The following is an 18522-nucleotide window of genomic DNA, read 5'->3' as shown; positions in this document are numbered from 1 at the left end:
CAGGAAGAGCTGACTCACTTGTTATTCTCCAGGAGATGAGGTGCAGAGAGTTAGCCGCTTCGCGACGGCCCCAACCCTACCTCGTAGGAGAATTATTTTTTCCGCTTGGGGCTGAATGCGTACGACCCCGCCTTCCCTGCTCAGCTTCACCGGGAGGATCTCCGGCAGTAACGCCAACAGCGTTTCGACGCTGTCGCTGCTGAAAACACCTGAAAGCGGCAATTTGCCGACATCAGGGTCCGTCAGTTCGATCGGCTGGGCGTAATACCGTTGCAGTGCAGCAACCACCTCAGCCAGTGGCGTACCGGCGAAAACCCAGCGGCTTTCTTGCCAGGCGCTAGCGTCTTCGGCATTGCCTTTGACCACCTCACCGGGGATGCCCTGTTGCACGAGCACCTGCTGCCCAGGCATGAGCAGCGAGGTACGGTCCGCCGCGCGCCCTGTGACTGCCACCTTGCCTTGCGCAACGGTAACCCGCACGTCACCCGCGTACATGTTGACGTTGAATCGGGTGCCGACCACGCGTATGTCGGCGTTGCCTGCATCGACCAAGAACGGCCGATATTGCATGGGCGAAATGTCGAATAAGGCCTGGCCACGCACCAGTGCAACTTGCCGGGTGCGCAAATGCCAGCTGACGCGTACCTCAGTGCCCCCGTCCAGCTTGATTATGCTGCCATCAGCCAGCTGTACCGCCTGGCGTTGTCCCACCTGCGTGACAAAGTGTTCATTGCGGTACGCAGGATCCTTCCAGGCCACACCTGCGGCCAGGGCCAGCAATACAAGCGGGAGTACCTTGCTGCCTTTGCGGGGCTTTTGTGCAGGTGGCGAGCTGGGTAAAGGGAAGCGCTGCTTCAAGGTCTCGCGACACGCGGCCAGCGCGTCATCGACTGCAGCATCGTCTTTGTTTCGTGAACGGCTCACTGCGCCACCTCGGATTGCAGATGTTCACGGCAAGCGATCATACCGACGCGCAGATGCTTTTCTACGGTTTTCAGCGAGATCCCCAGGCGCTGCGCGACTTCAGCCTGGGGGACCTCATGCAGCTTGTGCATGATGAACACGGCCTGGCAACGCGGTGGCAATCGGGAAATAGCCGCAATCAGCCTGTCCAGTGTCTTCGCCGCGTCGACATGGCGCTCCTGAGGCGCTGCGCTGCAGGCGACGTCGGGCAGTTCTGCCACGGCGACGATCAAGCTGCTGCGCCGACGCTCGCGGCGGCAATGCGAGATGGCGTTGTCGTGGGCGATCTTGCGTAACAGCGCCAGGGGCTTGCGCACCCCTTCTTTCTCGTCATCCTCCAGCAACTGAACGCACAGGTCGTGAACGACTTCACGTGCGAACACTCGCTCACCGAAGCGTCGGCGCACATGATCGACCAGGTCGTCGTAGTGACGGACCAAGGTGGCGAGCAAGGATGGCTTTGGAGGATCTGCCTGCACGGTAGCGATAACAGAGAGGAAATGAGATGCAAGTATAAATGGGAATGCATGTCATTTGAAAGCAGTGTCACCCGCCTCCGCCTACTTCTTAACTGAGCATGCGAACCGAGCTCACCGCATCAACCGCCATGTCCAGGTCGCTGCCGGTAAGCACCTGCGCGTAATACGCCTTCAGTTCGTCCTCCCACCCCGCCACCTCCACCAGCAGATGCTCTGCATGCTCCCGCGTCAGGGCAAAGTGCGCGTGATGGCTGAGCATATTCGCGCGGCTAATCTGGCTGCCTTCCCGGCCAACTGCCATGGCCAAGGTCTGTGCGGGGCCTTCTTCAAGCATGGGCAGCACGTCGTACATGGGCGACAGGCGCCACCTGCCGTCAACCCAGATCACCGCATGGTTGCGTGGATGGTCGTCGGAGTTGCCCACCAGGGCGTTGTAGCACATGCGCTTGAACAGCGCCTGCAGGTCGGTATCGGGCACACCCCGGCGGCGCATTTCATCGGCCACAGCGGCATAGCGCCAATCGCGATGGTGCGCGCCGTTCCACTCCGAATCCAGCAAGGTCAGCGCGCTAAGCATCGGGATACGTCGGGCACCTTGTGCAATGGGCGTGCGGTCGAAGCGTTCGATCAACAACGTCGAAGGGGTTTCAGCATGCAGGGCGGTCTTGGCTACGTTCAAGCCCTTCCCCGCAGCGAATGTCATGCAGGCATATTCGATCGAGGGCAGGTCGTAATGGTCGAAGCGATCACGCGGCTTGGCCAGAATCAGCATGCCGTTATCCTGCAGCGTACGTTTTGGCCGTGCACCACCCAGGGCCGAGCGCTGTTGGCGCACGTTGAGGGTGGCCACCGATTCAGCGTCGAGCTGGCCGTCGTACACCGCTTCACACGCAGCGACGAACTTGGCCAGGCCTTTCAAGGTCGGTACTGCGCCATCGCCTAAGCCGGGTGCAGGGGTTGTTGCGCCGCCTGCCATCAGGTTGCCAACGCGGTCGTTGTTGGGTGACTTGAGCAGGAAGTCGAGGGGGCCGAGTTCTTGGCCGTACGCCCGATGCAGCAGCCGCTCGCCCCAGCCATCGGGCATGGCGTCATTGATGAAACCGGGTATGCCGCGGTTCTTGACGATGCCGGTGTAGGCCTCGGCGCGTAACGGGTAATTGATCGGGTCGGGGACCCAGCCGCCGCGCGCGACGTGGTCAGGTGCATAAAGAAACTCCCCAAGCTTGCCTTTGAGGGTCAGCCGGCCAAGGGTGATGACTTCACCTGTCTCGGGGTGCTCCATATAGATGTAGGCACGGGACATCAGAACTCCTCAGGCTTGGGTTTGGCCAGCCGTACGCGGCGGGATGCCAGGCTCTGGTGGGCATCATCGTCATCACTGAACCGGGTGATCTGGGAGGTTTGCTCTATGCCTTCCAGCGAGGCGAAAACGGTTTCGCTGATACCCAGGCGCCACAACACCAGCATGAATGAACGCAGGTCGACGAGCGCCGAGCCGCCTTCGATCTTGCGAAGGGTATGCGCGGAGACGCCAATGGCAGCGGTAAGGTCCGCTTGGCGCAGGCCGAGTGCCAGGCGCCGTGCCTTGACCAAAAGGCCGATTTTACTGAGGGTATCGGCGCAAGCGACTGGAAAATAAGTCGTCATAAGGCTCGCCATGGTTAATGTTAACTGAGTTAAGGTTAACCATAGCACACTTAAAGATTTTATAAGAAACGCATAATACTCATCTTGGTAAGCATTATCTTGGATAAGGTTAACCAAGGTTAACCTTAATGATCGCTATGCAAGACCACCAAAGCGCTTGTAGAAGCTTTCATTCACGTCAGGCAGTGGGCCGTCAGCCGTTTCGAGCGCACTGTTCAACCACTCTTCAGCCTTGGCAAACACTAGCCGATACAGGTTGCGACACAGCTGCCGTGCTGCCCTGCCCTCCCAATCACCTGGCAGCAACTCATCAGGCAGTTGCGGGTCGCGCAGCAGCAGCCGACGGTACTCGTGAATCAGTAGCGTGCGTGCCAGGAAGCAATCCTGCGCATCGAGCTGCGGCTGCTCTTTAAGGCCCTGCCACAGCGGCCTGAATAACTGGATGAATTCACTGTACTGCTGCCCCAGCTCGTCGATACGCCAACTCTCGCGCACTTGCGCGCGCATGGCCTTGGAAGCAAGCACTTCCTGGGTGTGCGTTTCAAACACGATGCTGTCATCACTGGCCTCCAGCTCGCGCAGGGTTGCGGCCAAGTCCGCGCGGTCAGCACGGGGGCAGCCCATCACGTTGGGCGCCATCACCCCGAAGCCCTGCCATTCCAGCTCCTCACGCAGGGTTTTGCGCTTGCCGGCTTCCAGTTGTGACAGCAGCACCAGGGTCCAGGCGCCATCCCATGCGGGTTGGCTGGGGCTGTAGACACGCTTGAACGCTTTTTCGAAGCGCCGACGGCCAGTGCCCGTCAGGCTGTAATAGCTGCGTCGGCCAACTTTTTCGGCGGTCAGCCAACCTTCCTTGGTCAAGCGGAAGATCGAGGTGCGGATCAGCCGTTCGTTGATGCCGATCGGCTCCAGCAGGTTGATCAGGCTGCCCAACCACACCGTGCCACCATGCGGTTCGATAGCGTCGCCGTACAGGGTGATGATCAGCGAGCTGGCGCGGATCGGCGTCTGTTCCTGAAAACGAGTGATCAGGTTGTTCAGTGGGGCAAGTGTGCTCATGGAGGAACTGTGCGCGGGGAAAGCACCGACTATACCTGCGCGGCGGGTTGCCTGGCCATTGCGTGACGCGGACAGGCTCATGCCGGCGCCTTGCCTTTGGGCCGGATGCCGGAGTCACCCATGCTCGGGCGACCCTGCTCGGCTTCGGTCAGCGGTGGGCATTCGACCAGCGCGGTCATGCAGCGCTGCGTCAGGTGCTGATACTCCGCCGTGCCGCGCTGCTTCCAGGCCAGCTCCTGGTCGGTCAGCGGGCGCTTGACCTGTGCCGGGCTACCCACCACCAGGCTTTGTTCGGCGCATTCGAACCCCGCCTTGACGAAGGCCGTGGCAGCAACGATGCAGCGCGGGGCTACATGGGCACCATCCATTACCACGGCATTCATGCCTACCAGGGCATCTTCGCCCACGCGGCACCCGTGCAGCACCGCGCCGTGGCCGACATGCCCATTGCGTTCTATGACCGTGTCGCCCCCCGGAAAGCCATGCATCACGCAGGTGTCCTGCAGGTTGGCGCCCTCCTCCAGCACGATGCGGCCGAAGTCGCCCCTAAGTGAGGCCAGCGGGCCGACGTAGCAACGCGGGCCAACGATGACATCGCCAATCAGCACTGCGCTCGGGTGCACATAGGCAGTTGGATGAACCACGGGGGTCAGGCCGTCTAGCCGGTAGCAAGGCATGGCAAAGCTCCTGAAATGATTTGAAATGTGACGAATCCTTGTATCACAAAAATGTTGCGCGTCAATTGTGCGAATGCCTGTATCGCTTTGTTGCCAGCCTTATTTGCATCCTGTTTTTGCAGAAAAAGCCCTATTTATCTGCGGATTAATCGTTAAATCACTTTTTTGAATAGCTCATCTTTCGCGCAGAAATCACCACAAAGAGATACGTTAAACTCTTTTTGATGTTGCTTTTGTGTATCGCATAAGGCATATACTGTCCGCACCTGAACGTGGTGCAGCCCACGTCCCTGCAAACAATTCCAAGAAATGCCGGCCAATCGATGTGCCGTGCGAGCAGCCAGAGGAACCCGATATGCCTCGTTATCTCGATGCGCAAGCGCCGGAGCACGGCGTCCGGCTCATCACCCTGCAACGGCCAGAAGCGCTGAATGCTCTGTGCACAGCGTTGCTGGCCGAGCTGGCCAGCGAGCTGGATGCCGCCGAGCGTGATGATCAGACCCATGCCGTGGTGATTACCGGCAGCCGCAAGGCGTTCGCCGCCGGCGCCGACATTGGCGAGATGGCCGAGCGCGACCTGGTCGGCATACTCAATGACCCTCGCGTTGCGTGTTGGCAACGGATAGCCGCGTTTTCCAAGCCGCTGATCGCCGCCGTTAACGGCTACGCCCTGGGCGGCGGTTGCGAGCTGATGATGTGCGCCGACATCGTCATTGCGGGCAGCGACGCGCGTTTCGGCCAGCCGGAGATCAACCTCGGCATCATCCCCGGCGCTGGCGGCACCCAGCGCCTGCTGCGCGCGGTCGGCAAGCCGCTGGCCATGCACATGGTGTTGACCGGTGAAGCCATCAGCGCCCAGCACGCCTTGCAAGCCGGCCTGATCAGCGAAATCACCCAGCCGGAACTCGCCGTGGAGCGGGCCGTGCAAGTGGCCCGCATTATCGCGGCCAAGGCGCCGCTGGCAGTGCGCCTGGCCAAGGAAGCCTTGCTCAAGGCCGGCGATACCGACCTTGCCAGTGGCCTGCGCTTCGAGCGCCACGCGTTCACCCTGCTCGCCGGCACCGCCGACCGCAATGAGGGTATTCGCGCCTTCCAGGAAAAACGCCAGGCCCGGTTCAAAGGCTGCTGAGCACCTCCCCATTCGACTGACCAAGCGAGTCTGCCATGACGTTCGAACACATCCTGTTTTCCATCGAGGACGGCGTTGCCCTCCTGTCGCTGAACCGCCCGGAGCAGCTGAACAGTTTCAACACGCCCATGCACCTGGAAGTGCGCGAAGCCTTGAAGCAAGTACGCCAGAGCAAAGATGCACGGGTGTTGCTGTTGACCGGCGAAGGCCGCGGCTTCTGTGCAGGCCAGGACCTGTCTGATCGCAATGTCGCGCCAGGGGCCGACATGCCGGACCTGGGTGAGTCCATCGATAGGTTCTACAACCCGCTGGTGCGCACCCTGCGCGATTTGCCGCTGCCGGTCATCTGCGCCGTCAACGGCGTGGCTGCAGGCGCCGGAGCCAATATTCCGCTGGCCTGTGACCTGGTGCTGGCTGCCCGTTCGGCCAGCTTCATCCAGGCCTTCTGCAAGATCGGCCTGGTGCCGGATTCTGGCGGCACCTGGCTGCTGCCTCGGCTAGTCGGCATGGCGCGGGCCAAGGCGTTGGCGATGCTGGGCGAACGCCTTACGGCCGAACAGGCCCAGCAATGGGGGTTGATCCATCGCGTGGTCGACGATGCCGCGTTGCGCGACGAGGCCCTCACCCTCGCCCGCCACCTCGCTACGCAGCCCACTTACGGCCTGGCCCTGATCAAACGCAGCCTGAATGCCAGTTTCGATAACGGGTTTGACCAGCAACTGGAACTGGAGCGCGACCTGCAGCGCCTGGCTGGCCGTAGCGAGGACTACCGCGAAGGCGTAAGCGCTTTCATGAACAAGCGCACGCCTGCGTTCAAGGGGCGTTGAGCATGAGCGCACTCGACCGCAACACCCAAGTGGCCGTGATCGGTGCAGGCGCCATGGGCGCAGGTATCGCCCAAGTGGCCGCGCAAGCCGGCCACCCGGTCAAACTCTACGACAACCGCCCCGGCGCCGCCGCTCAGGCAGTGGCGGGCATCGATCGTCAGCTCGCCCGCTTGGTAGAAAAAGGCAAGCTGCCTGCGGGCGAGCGCGAAGCGATCGTCGCCCGCCTGTGCCCAGCCGACACCCTCGACACGCTGGCCGATGCCCGCCTGGTGATCGAAGCCATCGTAGAAAACCTGTCAGTGAAGCAGGCCTTGTTGCACGAGCTTGAAGCGCTGTGCGCAGACGACTGCATCCTGGCCAGCAACACCTCGTCACTCTCGATCACCAGCCTGGCCGCTGGCTTGAAGCGCCCACAGCAAGTGGTGGGCATGCATTTCTTCAACCCGGCACCGTTGATGGCCCTGGTCGAGGTCGTTTCGGGGTTGGCTACCGACCCAGCCGTGGCTGCCTGCCTTTACGACACCGCCAAAGCCTGGGGTAAACAGCCGGTGCATGCCCGCTCAACGCCGGGCTTTATTGTCAACCGTGTAGCCCGGCCGTTCTACGCCGAGAGCCTGCGCCTGTTGCAGGAAGGTGCAGCCGATTGCGCCAGCCTGGATGCGCTGTTGCGTGACGCCGGCGGCTTTCGCATGGGGGCCTTCGAGCTCACCGACCTGATCGGCCATGACGTCAACTATGCCGTCACCTGTTCGGTGTTCGAGGCGTTTTATGGCGACTTCCGCTTCCAGCCTTCGCTCGTGCAAAAGGAGTTGGTGGATGCCGGGCGCCTTGGCCGCAAAACTGGCCAAGGTTTCTATAGCTACGCCGAAGGCGCCGAGCGCCCGCAACCTACAGCGCTGCAAAGCACGGCGCAGGTTGAGTCCTGCGTTATCGAGGGGCATCTGGGCGTCATGCAGCCCTTGGTCGAGCGTTTGCGCGACAGCGGCATCGCCGTGACCGAGCGCGCCGGCAGTGGCGTGATCCAGGTCGGCGATGCCACGTTGGCGCTTTCCGACGGCCGCCTGGCCACGCAGCGTGCCCGCGAAGAAGGCCTGCGCAACCTGGTACTGGTCGATCTGGCCCTGGACTACAGCACGGCTTCCCGCATTGCGATCAGTTGGTCTGCCGACACCACCCGTGAGGCCCGCGACCAGGCCGTTGGCTTGTTAACCCGCGCCGGCCTGAAAGTGACCGCAGTCGCCGACCTGCCTGGCCTGGTCGTGTTGCGTACGGTGGCGATGCTGGCCAACGAAGCCGCCGATGCCGTGTTGCAAGGTGTTGGCTCGGCGGCCGATATCGACCTGGCCATGCGCGCCGGCGTCAACTACCCCTGCGGCCCGCTGGCCTGGGCCTCGCGCATCGGCATAAGCCAGACCTTGCGTGTACTCGACAACCTGCAGCGCAGCTACGGCGAAAGCCGCTATCGCCCTTCCCTGCTATTGCGCCGCTGCGAAGCCCAAGGAGGCAATCTGCATGACTGAAATCGAGCTGGCACAAGCCTGTGCCGATGCCATGTTTTCCCGCGATCACGCCACCCAAGGGCTGGGCATCAGCCTGCTCGAAGCCGGCCCTGGCCAGGCGCGCCTGCGCATGCCGGTGCGCGCCGACATGATCCAGGGCCACGGCACCTGCCACGGTGGCTTCCTGTTCGCCCTGGCGGATTCGGCCTTCGCCTTCGCCTGCAACAGTTACGACCAGGCCACCGTGGCCCTGGGTTGCAGCATCGACTACCTGGCGCCGGCACTGCGTGACGACGTGCTGACCGCCACGGCCAGCGAAGTCAGCCGCAAAGGCCGTACCGGCCTGTATGACGTTCGCATCGAGAACCAGCGCGGTGAGCTGGTGGCGATGTTCCATGGCAAATCCTACAAAGTACGCGGCACGGTGCTCGCGCAGGAGACACAAGATGACTGAACACACCCTGGCCGATGCGCTGATCATCGACGCCGTGCGCACGCCGATCGGCCGCTACGCCGGCGCCTTGAGCGGCGTGCGCCCCGACGACCTGGCCGCCATCCCGCTCAAGGCCCTGATCGCCCGCCACCCGGAGTTGGATTGGGCGGCAGTGGACGACGTAATCCTCGGTTGCGCCAACCAGGCCGGTGAGGACAACCGTAACGTTGCCCGCATGGCCAGCCTGCTGGCGGGCCTGCCGATCGAGGTGCCGGGCACCACCCTCAACCGCTTGTGCGGCTCTGGCATGGACGCCATTGGCAACGCGGCCCGTGCCCTGCGCTGCGGTGAAGCCGGGCTGATGCTGGCCGGCGGCGTGGAGTCAATGTCGCGTGCGCCGTTCGTCATGGGCAAATCGGAGCAAGCCTTTGGGCGCGCCGCTGAACTGTTCGATACCACCATCGGCTGGCGCTTCGTCAACCCGTTGATGAAGGCCGAACATGGCACCGACTCGATGCCTGAGACGGCTGAGAACGTCGCTGCCCGTTTCGGTATCTCCCGTGAAGACCAGGACGCCTTCGCCCTGCGCAGCCAGCACAAGGCTGCCGCCGCCCAGGCCCGAGGCCGCCTGGCCCAGGAAATCGTGCCGGTCGAAATCCCCCAGCGCAAAGGCCCGGCCAAGCGCGTCGAGCACGACGAACACCCGCGTGGCGACACCACGCTGGAGCAGTTGGCCAAGCTCGGCACGCCGTTCCGTGAGGGTGGCAGTGTCACCGCTGGCAATGCCTCTGGCGTCAACGACGGTGCCTGTGCACTGCTGCTGGCGAGCAGCGCAGCGGCCCAGCGCCATGGCCTTAAAGCCCGCGGGCGCATTGTCGGCATGGCTGTGGCCGGGGTCGAGCCGCGCATCATGGGCATCGGCCCGGTGCCGGCTACCCGCAAGGTGCTCGAACTCACCGGGCTGTCGCTGGCCGACATGGATGTCATCGAGCTAAACGAGGCCTTCGCTGCCCAAGGCCTGGCGGTATTGCGCGAGCTGGGCCTGGCCGACGACGACAAGCGGGTCAACCCGAACGGCGGCGCCATTGCCCTGGGGCATCCGCTGGGCATGAGTGGCGCGCGCCTGGTCACCACCGCACTGCACGAACTGGAAGAAACCGCCGGACGCTACGCGTTGTGCACCATGTGCATAGGCGTTGGCCAAGGCATCGCCATGGTCATCGAGCGCCTCTGACCAACGGCTTGTTACCGAACGCAACGCAGCCGGTTATGCTGCGCCCATGACACTCACCGCCCGGCTGCGAACCCGCGCCGGTCGGCGTACAAGAACAATTCGAGTGAAGCCATGAACATGTACCATGATGCCGATCGTGCCCTGCTTGACCCTATGGAAACCGCCAGCGTCGACGCCCTGCGCCAGCACCAACTCGAGCGCCTGCGCTGGAGCCTGAAACACGCCTACGACAACGTGCCGCTGTACCGCAAACGCTTCGACGAATACGGCGCGCACCCCGATGACCTCAAGTCGCTCGACGACCTGGCCAAGTTCCCCTTCACCGGCAAGAACGACCTGCGCGACAACTACCCGTACGGCATGTTTGCCGTGCCCCAGGAAGAGGTCGTGCGCCTGCATGCCTCCAGCGGCACAACGGGCAAGCCGACCGTGGTCGGTTATACCCAGAACGACATCGACACCTGGGCCAATGTGGTCGCCCGCTCGATCCGCGCCGGCGGCGGGCGCAAAGGCGACAAAGTGCACGTTTCGTACGGTTATGGCCTGTTTACCGGCGGCCTCGGCGCGCACTATGGCGCCGAACGGCTGGGGTGCACGGTCATCCCCATGTCCGGTGGCCAGACCGAGAAGCAGGTGCAGCTGATCCGCGACTTCCAGCCCGACATCATCATGGTCACGCCCTCTTACATGCTCAACCTGGCCGACGAGATCGAGCGCCAGGGCATCGACCCGCACGACCTCAAGCTGCGCCTGGGCATCTTCGGTGCCGAGCCCTGGACCGACGAACTGCGGCGCTCCATTGAGCAGCGCCTGGGTATCCAGGCCCTCGACATCTATGGCCTGTCGGAAATCATGGGGCCCGGTGTGGCAATGGAGTGCATCGAAACCAAAGACGGCCCGACCATCTGGGAAGACCACTTCTACCCCGAAATCATCGACCCGGTTACCGGCGAGGTGCTGCCGGACGGGGAATTGGGCGAGCTGGTATTTACCTCGCTGAGCAAGGAGGCGCTGCCGATGGTGCGCTACCGTACCCGCGACCTGACCCGCCTGCTGCCAGGCACCGCGCGGCCGATGCGGCGGATCGGCAAGATCACCGGGCGCAGTGACGACATGCTGATCATTCGTGGGGTCAACGTGTTCCCGACCCAGATTGAGGAGCAGGTACTCAAAATAAAACAGCTTTCAGAGATGTACGAGATTCATCTGTATCGCAATGGCAACCTGGACAGTGTCGAGGTGCACGTAGAGCTGCGTGGCGAATGCCAGGCGATGGACGAGGGCCAACGCAAGCTGCTGATCGGTGAACTGACCAAGCAGATCAAGACCTACATCGGTATCAGCACCCAGGTGCGACTGCAGCCCTGCGGCACGCTCAAGCGTTCTGAAGGCAAGGCGTGCCACGTGTTCGACAAACGGTTGGCCAGCTGACTTATCAGCTGCCTTTTTACGGCCCCGGCTCAGTCCGGGGCTTTTTTTTGCCTGCCCTTTCGCAGTGCAAGGCTGCTCCTACAGGTGGTGCACGCCCTTGTAGGAGCAGCCTGGTGCTGCGAAAGGTCCGCAAAGCGATACATAAATCTTATTCGATACACATAAAACTGTTTGACGTTATGTTTTGTATCGCTTACAAATGACTCATGCCTTAGCAGGAGTCGGAACATGTACGCACAGCTAGTCGAAACCGGCGTCAAACGCGTCAAGTCCCTGGACGAAATGTCGCCCGAAGAGCGCGACTTCCAGGAAAAGATCGACGCCGAGATCAAGATCGAAGCCAAGAACTGGATGCCCGAGGCCTACCGCCAAACGCTGATCCGGCAGATCTCCCAGCACGCCCACTCGGAAATCGTCGGCATGCTGCCCGAAGGCAACTGGGTCACCCGCGCCCCAAGCCTGAAACGCAAGCTGCAACTGATGGCCAAGATCCAGGACGAAGCCGGCCACGGCCTGTACCTGTACAGCGCCATGGAAACCCTCGGCGCCGACCGCGACGAAGAGATCGCCAAGCTGCACAGCGGCAAGGCCAAGTACTCGAGCATCTTCAACTACCCGACCCTGAGCTGGGCCGACATGGGCGCCGTAGGCTGGCTGGTCGATGGCGCTGCGATCGTCAACCAGGTGGTGCTGCAGCGCACCTCCTACGGCCCCTATTCCCGCGCCATGATCCGCATCTGCAAGGAAGAGAGCTTCCACCAGCGCCAGGGCTACGAGCTGCTGCTGACCATGATGCGCCACGGTACCCAGGCTCAGAAGGACATGGTTCAGGACGCCATCAACCGCCTGTGGTGGCCGTCGTTGATGATGTTTGGCCCCAGTGACGAGCACTCCCCCAACAGCGCCCAGTCGATGGCCTGGAAGATCAAGCGCCAGACCAACGATGAGCTGCGCCAGCGCTTCATCGACCAGACCGTGCCACAGCTCGAGCTGCTCGGCTGCACCGCGCCCGACCCGCACCTGAAGTGGAACGAAGCCCGCGGCCACTACGATTTCGGCGACATCCAGTGGGACGAGTTCTACGAAGTCATCAAGGGCAACGGCCCCTGCAACCTGGAACGTGTCGCCACCCGGCGCAAGGCCATCGAGGACGGCGCCTGGGTACGCGAGGCCGCCGTGGCCTATGCGCGCAAGCAACAGAACAAGAACGCCGCCTGAGCGGCGATTGATGCGGAGATCGAAAATGTCTGTCTGGACCCTCTACGAAGTGTTCGTGCGCAGCAAGCACGGCCTGAACCACAAGCATGTCGGCAGCGTGCATGCCGCCGACGCCGCCATGGCCATCGAGAATGCCCGTGAGCTGTACACCCGCCGCAGCGAAGGCGTGAGCCTGTGGGTGGTGCCATCAGCGCTGATCACCGCCTCCTCCCCTGACGAGAAAGACCCGCTGTTCGCCCCCTCGGACGACAAGGTCTACCGCCATGCCAGCTTTTACGAGCTGCCCGACGAAGTCGGACACATGTGAGGTTGGCCATGCATAAAGAAGCGCTTATCCCCTATTTGCTGCTCCTGGGCGACAGTGCCCTGGTGCAGGGCCAGCGGCTCTGTGAATGGTGCGGCCACGCACCGGCCATCGAGGAAGAACTGGCCTTGATGAACGTCGGCCTCGACTTGGTCGGCCAAGCCCGCAATTGGCTGGACTACGCCGCCGAATTGCTCGACGACGGCCGTGACGCCGATGCCCTTGCCTACCGCCGTGACGAACGCGCCTACCGCAACCTGCTGCTGGTCGAACAACCCAATGGCGACTTCGCCGTGACCATGACCAAGCAGTTTTTCTACGACGCCTGGCACTTCGCGGTACTGCAGGGCCTGGCTGCGTCCCGCGATGAGCGTATCGCCGGCATTGCTGCCAAGGCACTCAAGGAGGTCACCTACCACCTGCGTCGCTCCGGTGAGTGGGTGCAACGCCTGGGCGGCGGCACCGACGAAAGCCGTCGGCGCATGCTAGACGCCATCCCGGCGCTGTGGCGCTTCACCGTTGAACTGACCGCGGGTAGCGACAGCGAAGTTCAGCTGGCCGAAGCCGGCATCGCTGCTGACCCGACCGCCGTCGGCGCGGCCTGGCTCAAGCAGGTAAGCGCGATTTTCGACTCGGTCGAGCTGCCACTGCCCAAGGCCGCCAGTTATTTCTACCTGGACGGTCGCAAAGGCCTGCACACCGAGCACTTGGGGCTGTTGCTGGCCGAAATGCAGTTCCTGCCACGGGCCTACCCCGATGCGACCTGGTGAGCTGATCGCCAGCGACCTCGGCGCCCGTGCCGCCCGAGGCGACGACCTGGCCCGGGCCTGGGCGGTGCTGGAGCAGGTCATGGACCCGGAAGTGCCGGTGGTGAGCGTGGTTGACCTGGGCATTGTCCGCGACCTGGACTGGCGCGCCGGCCACCTGCACCTGGTCGTCACGCCAACCTATTCCGGTTGCCCGGCGACCGAGGTGATCGAGGCCGATATCCGTGACGCGCTGCAACAGGCCGGTTTTGCTGCCCCCGCGCTGGAGCGGCGCTTGACCCCGGCCTGGAGCACCGACTGGATCAGCGACCTGGGCCGCCAACGCTTGCGCGCCTATGGCATAGCGCCGCCCGAAGGCAGCACCAGCAAGCGCAGCCTGCTCGGTGAGGCGCCCCAAGTGTGCTGCCCGCAGTGTGGCAGCGCGCATACCGAACTGCTCAGCCAGTTCGGCTCCACGGCTTGCAAGGCGCTGTACCGCTGCCGCGAGTGCCTGGAGCCGTTCGACTATTTCAAATGCATTTGAGCCGTGGAGAACACCATGAGCCAGTTTCACAGCCTGACCGTCAAGCAAGTACGCAACGAGACCCGCGACGCCGTGTCCATCGTCTTTGACGTACCCGAGCACCTGCAGACGCAATTCCGCTTCACCCAGGGCCAGTACCTGGTCATGCGTACCCAGCTGGATGACGAAGAAGTGCGTCGTTCCTATTCGATCTGCAGCGCCGTGCAGGACGGCGAGCTGCGTGTGGCTGTCAAGCGCGTGCCAGGCGGGCGTTTTTCGGCCTTTGCCAATGAAGTGCTCAAGGCTGGCCAGCAACTGGAGGTGATGCCGCCGTCGGGCAGCTTCTTCGTGCCGCTCGACCCCGCCCGCGAAGGTCACTACCTGGGCGTTGCCGCCGGCAGCGGCATTACGCCGATCCTGTCGATCATCGCCACCACCCTGGCCACTGAACCGCACAGCCGTTTCACCCTGCTCTACGGCAACCGCTCAAGCTCTGGTGCGCTGTTCCGCGACAAGCTCGAAGACCTGAAAAACCGTTACCTGGACCGCCTGAACCTGATTTTCGTGTTCAGCCGCGAGCAGCAGGACGTCGACCTGTACAACGGCCGGATCGATGCCGACAAGTGCGGCCAACTGTTCTCCCGTTGGCTGGACGTCGCCACGCTGGACGCTGCGTTCATTTGCGGCCCCCAGGCCATGACTGAAACCGTGCGTGACAGCCTGCAGGCCAACGGCATGGCCAAGGACCGCATCCACTTCGAACTGTTCGCCGCCGCGGGCAGCGAAGCGCGCCGCGAAGCCCGTGAAGCTGCGCGCCAGGTGGATTCGGCGCTCAGCCATATCACCGTGATCAGCGATGGCCGGGCGCTGAGCTTCGACCTGCCGCGCAACAGCCAGAACGTGCTGGACGCCGGCAACGCCATCGGCGCCGAACTGCCGTACTCGTGCAAGGCCGGCGTGTGCTCGACCTGCAAGTGCCGGGTGATCGAAGGCGAGGTCGAGATGGACAGCAACCATGCGCTGGAAGACTACGAAGTGGCGGCGGGGTATGTGCTGTCGTGCCAGACCTACCCGGTGAGCGACAAAGTGGTGCTCGACTTCGACCAGCTCTGATACCTGGCCTGTGTGGGAGCGGGCTCGCCCGCGAAGAGGCCCTAAGCACCACCGCAACGCCTGTGTGACCTCAAAAACAACTACAACACCAAGAGATCGCTTGCCATGACCCCCGAACGCATAGAAAGCATCGCCAACCATCCCGACTTCCAGCACCTGGTCCGGCGCAAACGTCGCCTCAACGGCACTCTGACCCTGGCCATGCTGGTGATCTACTACGGCTTCGTCCTGTTGGTGGCGTTCTCCCCCAGCACCCTCGGCCAATCGCTCAGCGGTGGCGTGACCACCGTTGGCATGCTGGTGGGCGTGCTCATGGTGCTGCTGTCGTTCGCCCTCACCGGCATCTACGTGCACCGCGCCAACAACGTGCTCGACCCGCTGAACGACAAGGTCAAGCAGGAGTGCGCGCAATGAACTGGACTGCCATTTCGATGTTCATGGTGTTCGTCTGCTTCACCCTGCTGGTAACCCGCTGGGCCGCACTGCGGACCCGCTCGGCGAGTGACTTCTACACTGCGGGCGGCGGCCTGACCGGCATGCAGAACGGTTTGGCGATCGCCGGCGACATGATCAGCGCCGCGTCTTTCCTGGGCATCTCGGCCATGATGTTCATGAACGGCTACGACGGCCTGCTCTACGCCCTGGGTGTACTGGCCGGCTGGCCAATCATCCTGTTCCTGATCGCCGAACGCCTGCGCAACTTGGGCAAGTACACGTTTGCCGACGTCGTGTCCTACCGCCTGGCGCAAACCCCAGTGCGCCTGACCTCGGCATTCGGCACCTTGGTCGTCGCGCTGATGTACCTGGTGGCCCAGATGGTCGGGGCCGGCAAGCTGATCGAGCTGCTGTTCGGCATCAGCTACCTGTACGCGGTCATGCTAGTCGGGGTGTTGATGGTCGCCTACGTGACCTTCGGCGGCATGCTGGCAACCACCTGGGTGCAGATCATCAAGGCCGTGATGCTACTGTCCGGCACCAGCTTCATGGCGTTCATGGTGCTCAAACACTTTGGTTTCAGCACCGAAGCGATGTTTGCCAGCGCCGTGGCCGTGCATGCCAAGGGCCAGGCGATCATGGCGCCGGGTGGCTTGCTGTCGAACCCGATCGATGCGATTTCCCTGGGGCTGGGCATGATGTTCGGCACTGCCGGCCTGCCGCATATCCTGATGCGTTTCTTCACCGTCAGCGATGCCAAGGAAGCGCGCAAGAGCGTGTTCTACGCCACCGGTTTCATCGGCTACTTCTACCTGCTGCTGATCGTCATCGGCTTTGGTGCCATCGTCATGGTCGGCACCGAGCCGTCCTACCGCGATGCGGCAGGCGCGATCATCGGCGGCGGCAACATGGTCGCGGTGCACCTGGCCCAGGCGGTGGGTGGCAACCTGTTCCTGGGTTTCATCTCTGCCGTAGCTTTCGCCACCATTCTTGCGGTAGTGGCAGGCCTGGCCCTGTCCGGCGCTTCGGCGGTTTCCCACGACCTCTATGCCTGCGTGGTACGCAAAGGCCAGGCCACTGAACAGGAAGAAATGCGTGTCTCGCGTATCGCCACCCTGGTGATCGGCTTGCTGGCAGTGGTGCTGGGGCTGGTGTTCGAGTCGCAGAACATCGCCTTCCTCTCCGGCCTGGTACTGGCCGTGGCTGCATCGGTCAACTTCCCGGTGCTGCTGCTCTCGATGTTCTGGAAGGGCCTGACCACCCGTGGTGCAGTGTGCGGCAGCATGGCCGGTTTGCTCTCGGCCGTGGTGCTGGTGGTACTCGGCCCGGCAGTGTGGGTCAACGTGCTGCACAACGAACAGGCGCTGTTCCCTTACAGCAACCCGGCGTTGTTCTCGATGAGCCTGGCGTTTTTCGGCGCCTGGGTGTTCTCGGTCACCGACACCTCCGCGCGTGCCAGCGAGGAGCGTGGACGCTACCTGGCGCAGTTCATTCGCTCCATGACCGGTATCGGCGCTGCCGGCGCCAGCAAGCACTGACTTCGAGAACAACCATGTCGGGTACAACAACAATGAACCGCACTCGCTTCTCTTCTGCCGCTTGGCTTGCCACGCTCGCCCTGCCCTTGCCGGCCATGGCCGACTTCGTCAGCGACAGCCATGCACGCCTGGAAATGCGCAACCACTACATCAACCGCGACTTCCGCCAGAGCAATGCCCCGCAGGCCAAGGCCGAGGAATGGGGCCAAGGCTTTACCGCCCGCGTGGAATCCGGCTTCACCGAAGGCCCGGTGGGCTTCGGCGTGGACGCCATGGGCCAGCTGGGTGTCAAGCTCGACTCCAGCCGCGACCGCCGCAACACCGGCTTGCTGCCCTTTGGCCCGAACAGCCACGAGCCTGTCGATGACTACAGCGAGCTGGGCCTGACCGGTAAAGCACGGGTTTCCAAGAGCACCCTGCGCCTGGGCACCCTGCAGCCGATCCTGCCGGTGGTGGTGTACAACGACACCCGTCTGTTGTCTTCCACCTTCCAGGGCGGCCTGCTGACCAGCCAGGAGCTCAATGGCCTCACCGTCAACGCCGGGCGCCTCACCAAGGCCAACTTGCGCGATTCGTCCGGCCGCGATGACATGGGCTACGGCGCAGCCAGCAGCGACCACCTGGATTTCGGCGGCGGCAGCTATGCCATCACCCCACAGACCAGCGTCAGCTATTACTACGCCAAGCTTGAAGACATCTACCGCCAGCAGTTCGTCGGCCTGGTCGATACCCGTCCACTGGGCGAAGGCCTGAGCCTGCGCAGCGACCTGCGCTATTTCGACAGCCGTAACGACGGCGCCGAGCGTGCCGGCAACATCGACAACCGTAACTTCAACGCCATGTTCACCCTCGGCGTCAGGGCGCACAAGTTCACCGCCACCTGGCAACAGATGTCCGGCGACAGCGCCTTCCCCTTCGTCAACGGCGGCGACCCGTTCACGGTCAACCTGGTGACCTACAACACCTTCACCCGCGCCGGGCTCGATTCCTGGCAGGTGCGCTACGACTACGACTTCGTCGCCGTGGGCATCCCTGGCCTGAGTTTCATGACCCGCTACACCGACGGCCGCCACGCCGAGACCGCCACGGTCAGCAACGGCCGTGAGCGCGAACGCGACACTGACCTCACCTACGTCATCCAGAGCGGCCCGTTCAAAGACGTCAGCCTGCGCTGGCGCAACGTCACCTTCCGTTCCGGCAATGGCCTGACCAATGCCGTGGACGAGAACCGCCTGATCATCGGCTACACCTTGGCGCTGTGGTAACA

The 18522-nt window shown here is 63.0% G+C and carries 20 protein-coding genes; 14 read left to right on the top strand and 6 right to left on the bottom strand.

Features of this window, described 5'->3' with window-relative positions; all coding sequences use genetic code 11:
- Positions 1 to 21 precede the first annotated feature (21 nt).
- From AB7M33_RS23420 to paaY, 6 genes are all read right to left on the bottom strand, one after another.
- Positions 22 to 780, bottom strand: coding sequence for a FecR family protein (locus AB7M33_RS23420; RefSeq protein ID WP_454243738.1), 759 nt, complete (start codon positions 778 to 780; stop codon positions 22 to 24).
- 140 nt (positions 781 to 920) lie between these two features.
- Positions 921 to 1442 carry an RNA polymerase sigma factor gene (locus tag AB7M33_RS23415; RefSeq protein ID WP_033694012.1) on the bottom strand — a complete coding sequence of 174 codons (522 nt, stop codon included), beginning with the start codon at positions 1440 to 1442 and terminating at the stop codon, positions 921 to 923.
- Positions 1443 to 1530: 88 nt separating this feature from the next.
- Positions 1531 to 2745, bottom strand: coding sequence for a type II toxin-antitoxin system HipA family toxin (locus AB7M33_RS23410; protein ID WP_454243737.1), 1215 nt, complete (start codon positions 2743 to 2745; stop codon positions 1531 to 1533).
- Positions 2745 to 3089, bottom strand: a complete 345-nt coding sequence (locus tag AB7M33_RS23405; protein WP_454243736.1) for a transcriptional regulator — start codon at positions 3087 to 3089, stop codon at positions 2745 to 2747. The genes AB7M33_RS23410 and AB7M33_RS23405 overlap by 1 nt, the downstream gene beginning before the upstream one ends.
- Before the next feature lie 135 nt (positions 3090 to 3224).
- Positions 3225 to 4148 (bottom strand): phenylacetic acid degradation operon negative regulatory protein PaaX, encoded by a 924-nt coding sequence (gene paaX, locus AB7M33_RS23400; RefSeq protein ID WP_186681513.1) that lies wholly within the window; start codon positions 4146 to 4148, stop codon positions 3225 to 3227.
- Between the two features lie 77 nt (positions 4149 to 4225).
- Positions 4226 to 4825 carry a phenylacetic acid degradation protein PaaY gene (paaY, locus tag AB7M33_RS23395; protein WP_454243735.1) on the bottom strand — a complete coding sequence of 200 codons (600 nt, stop codon included), beginning with the start codon at positions 4823 to 4825 and terminating at the stop codon, positions 4226 to 4228.
- A 355-nt stretch (positions 4826 to 5180) separates the two neighbouring features.
- Here paaY and paaF point away from each other — a divergent pair, with 355 nt between their 5' ends.
- The 14 genes from paaF to AB7M33_RS23325 all read left to right on the top strand — a co-directional run bounded on the left by paaF (position 5181) and on the right by AB7M33_RS23325 (position 18520).
- Positions 5181 to 5954 carry a 2,3-dehydroadipyl-CoA hydratase PaaF gene (paaF, locus tag AB7M33_RS23390; protein ID WP_027593250.1) on the top strand — a complete coding sequence of 258 codons (774 nt, stop codon included), beginning with the start codon at positions 5181 to 5183 and terminating at the stop codon, positions 5952 to 5954.
- Between the two features lie 35 nt (positions 5955 to 5989).
- On the top strand, positions 5990 to 6781 hold the full coding sequence (paaG, locus tag AB7M33_RS23385; protein ID WP_454243734.1) for a 2-(1,2-epoxy-1,2-dihydrophenyl)acetyl-CoA isomerase PaaG: 792 nt from the start codon (positions 5990 to 5992) through the stop codon (positions 6779 to 6781).
- Positions 6782 to 6783: 2 nt separating this feature from the next.
- Positions 6784 to 8301, top strand: a complete 1518-nt coding sequence (paaH, locus tag AB7M33_RS23380; protein ID WP_454243733.1) for a 3-hydroxyacyl-CoA dehydrogenase PaaH — start codon at positions 6784 to 6786, stop codon at positions 8299 to 8301.
- Complete coding sequence (gene paaI / locus AB7M33_RS23375) at positions 8294 to 8734, top strand: hydroxyphenylacetyl-CoA thioesterase PaaI (protein WP_027593247.1); 441 nt, start codon at positions 8294 to 8296, stop codon at positions 8732 to 8734. Before paaH ends, paaI begins: the two co-directional genes overlap by 8 nt.
- The gene (gene pcaF / locus AB7M33_RS23370) at positions 8727 to 9947 is read left to right on the top strand and encodes a 3-oxoadipyl-CoA thiolase (RefSeq protein ID WP_454243732.1); all 1221 of its coding nucleotides are present in this window, start codon (positions 8727 to 8729) and stop codon (positions 9945 to 9947) included. The genes paaI and pcaF overlap by 8 nt, the downstream gene beginning before the upstream one ends.
- Positions 9948 to 10058: 111 nt before the next feature.
- Positions 10059 to 11378 carry a phenylacetate--CoA ligase PaaK gene (gene paaK, locus AB7M33_RS23365; protein ID WP_454243731.1) on the top strand — a complete coding sequence of 440 codons (1320 nt, stop codon included), beginning with the start codon at positions 10059 to 10061 and terminating at the stop codon, positions 11376 to 11378.
- 228 nt (positions 11379 to 11606) lie between these two features.
- Entirely contained in the window at positions 11607 to 12596 is a 990-nt protein-coding gene (gene paaA, locus AB7M33_RS23360) for a 1,2-phenylacetyl-CoA epoxidase subunit PaaA (protein ID WP_099429341.1), read from the top strand.
- A gap of 25 nt (positions 12597 to 12621) precedes the next feature.
- Positions 12622 to 12903 (top strand): 1,2-phenylacetyl-CoA epoxidase subunit PaaB, encoded by a 282-nt coding sequence (gene paaB / locus AB7M33_RS23355; RefSeq protein ID WP_004374528.1) that lies wholly within the window; start codon positions 12622 to 12624, stop codon positions 12901 to 12903.
- A gap of 8 nt (positions 12904 to 12911) precedes the next feature.
- Entirely contained in the window at positions 12912 to 13670 is a 759-nt protein-coding gene (gene paaC / locus AB7M33_RS23350; RefSeq protein ID WP_454243730.1) for a 1,2-phenylacetyl-CoA epoxidase subunit PaaC, read from the top strand.
- Positions 13657 to 14190 (top strand): 1,2-phenylacetyl-CoA epoxidase subunit PaaD, encoded by a 534-nt coding sequence (gene paaD / locus AB7M33_RS23345; RefSeq protein ID WP_186702865.1) that lies wholly within the window; start codon positions 13657 to 13659, stop codon positions 14188 to 14190. Before paaC ends, paaD begins: the two co-directional genes overlap by 14 nt.
- 15 nt (positions 14191 to 14205) lie before the next feature.
- Positions 14206 to 15282, top strand: coding sequence for a 1,2-phenylacetyl-CoA epoxidase subunit PaaE (paaE, locus tag AB7M33_RS23340; protein ID WP_454243729.1), 1077 nt, complete (start codon positions 14206 to 14208; stop codon positions 15280 to 15282).
- A gap of 105 nt (positions 15283 to 15387) precedes the next feature.
- The gene (locus AB7M33_RS23335; protein ID WP_027593240.1) at positions 15388 to 15696 is read left to right on the top strand and encodes a DUF485 domain-containing protein; all 309 of its coding nucleotides are present in this window, start codon (positions 15388 to 15390) and stop codon (positions 15694 to 15696) included.
- Positions 15693 to 17255, top strand: a complete 1563-nt coding sequence (locus AB7M33_RS23330; RefSeq protein ID WP_099429343.1) for a cation acetate symporter — start codon at positions 15693 to 15695, stop codon at positions 17253 to 17255. Before AB7M33_RS23335 ends, AB7M33_RS23330 begins: the two co-directional genes overlap by 4 nt.
- A 32-nt stretch (positions 17256 to 17287) precedes the next feature.
- Complete coding sequence (locus tag AB7M33_RS23325) at positions 17288 to 18520, top strand: OprD family porin (RefSeq protein ID WP_265967556.1); 1233 nt, start codon at positions 17288 to 17290, stop codon at positions 18518 to 18520.
- Positions 18521 to 18522: the final 2 nt, after the last annotated feature.

It is taken from the genome of Pseudomonas sp. Y3 TE3536 (assembly GCF_053629175.1).
This window is presented reverse-complemented; position numbering and strand designations above follow the sequence as displayed.

What these genes read in the sequence shown, in the direction of transcription:
- AB7M33_RS23410 (WP_454243737.1), bottom strand. Translation starts at nt 2,745, where the DNA reads ATGTCCCGTGCCTACATCTATATGGAGCACCCCGAGACAGGTGAAGTC.
- AB7M33_RS23405 (WP_454243736.1), bottom strand. Translation starts at nt 3,089, where the DNA reads ATGACGACTTATTTTCCAGTCGCTTGCGCCGATACCCTCAGTAAAATC.
- paaX (WP_186681513.1), bottom strand. Translation starts at nt 4,148, where the DNA reads ATGAGCACACTTGCCCCACTGAACAACCTGATCACTCGTTTTCAGGAA.
- paaY (WP_454243735.1), bottom strand. Translation starts at nt 4,825, where the DNA reads ATGCCTTGCTACCGGCTAGACGGCCTGACCCCCGTGGTTCATCCAACT.
- paaF (WP_027593250.1), top strand. Translation starts at nt 5,181, where the DNA reads ATGCCTCGTTATCTCGATGCGCAAGCGCCGGAGCACGGCGTCCGGCTC.
- paaG (WP_454243734.1), top strand. Translation starts at nt 5,990, where the DNA reads ATGACGTTCGAACACATCCTGTTTTCCATCGAGGACGGCGTTGCCCTC.
- paaH (WP_454243733.1), top strand. Translation starts at nt 6,784, where the DNA reads ATGAGCGCACTCGACCGCAACACCCAAGTGGCCGTGATCGGTGCAGGC.
- paaI (WP_027593247.1), top strand. Translation starts at nt 8,294, where the DNA reads ATGACTGAAATCGAGCTGGCACAAGCCTGTGCCGATGCCATGTTTTCC.
- pcaF (WP_454243732.1), top strand. Translation starts at nt 8,727, where the DNA reads ATGACTGAACACACCCTGGCCGATGCGCTGATCATCGACGCCGTGCGC.
- paaK (WP_454243731.1), top strand. Translation starts at nt 10,059, where the DNA reads ATGAACATGTACCATGATGCCGATCGTGCCCTGCTTGACCCTATGGAA.
- paaA (WP_099429341.1), top strand. Translation starts at nt 11,607, where the DNA reads ATGTACGCACAGCTAGTCGAAACCGGCGTCAAACGCGTCAAGTCCCTG.
- paaB (WP_004374528.1), top strand. Translation starts at nt 12,622, where the DNA reads ATGTCTGTCTGGACCCTCTACGAAGTGTTCGTGCGCAGCAAGCACGGC.
- paaC (WP_454243730.1), top strand. Translation starts at nt 12,912, where the DNA reads ATGCATAAAGAAGCGCTTATCCCCTATTTGCTGCTCCTGGGCGACAGT.
- paaD (WP_186702865.1), top strand. Translation starts at nt 13,657, where the DNA reads ATGCGACCTGGTGAGCTGATCGCCAGCGACCTCGGCGCCCGTGCCGCC.
- paaE (WP_454243729.1), top strand. Translation starts at nt 14,206, where the DNA reads ATGAGCCAGTTTCACAGCCTGACCGTCAAGCAAGTACGCAACGAGACC.
- AB7M33_RS23335 (WP_027593240.1), top strand. Translation starts at nt 15,388, where the DNA reads ATGACCCCCGAACGCATAGAAAGCATCGCCAACCATCCCGACTTCCAG.
- AB7M33_RS23330 (WP_099429343.1), top strand. Translation starts at nt 15,693, where the DNA reads ATGAACTGGACTGCCATTTCGATGTTCATGGTGTTCGTCTGCTTCACC.
- AB7M33_RS23325 (WP_265967556.1), top strand. Translation starts at nt 17,288, where the DNA reads ATGAACCGCACTCGCTTCTCTTCTGCCGCTTGGCTTGCCACGCTCGCC.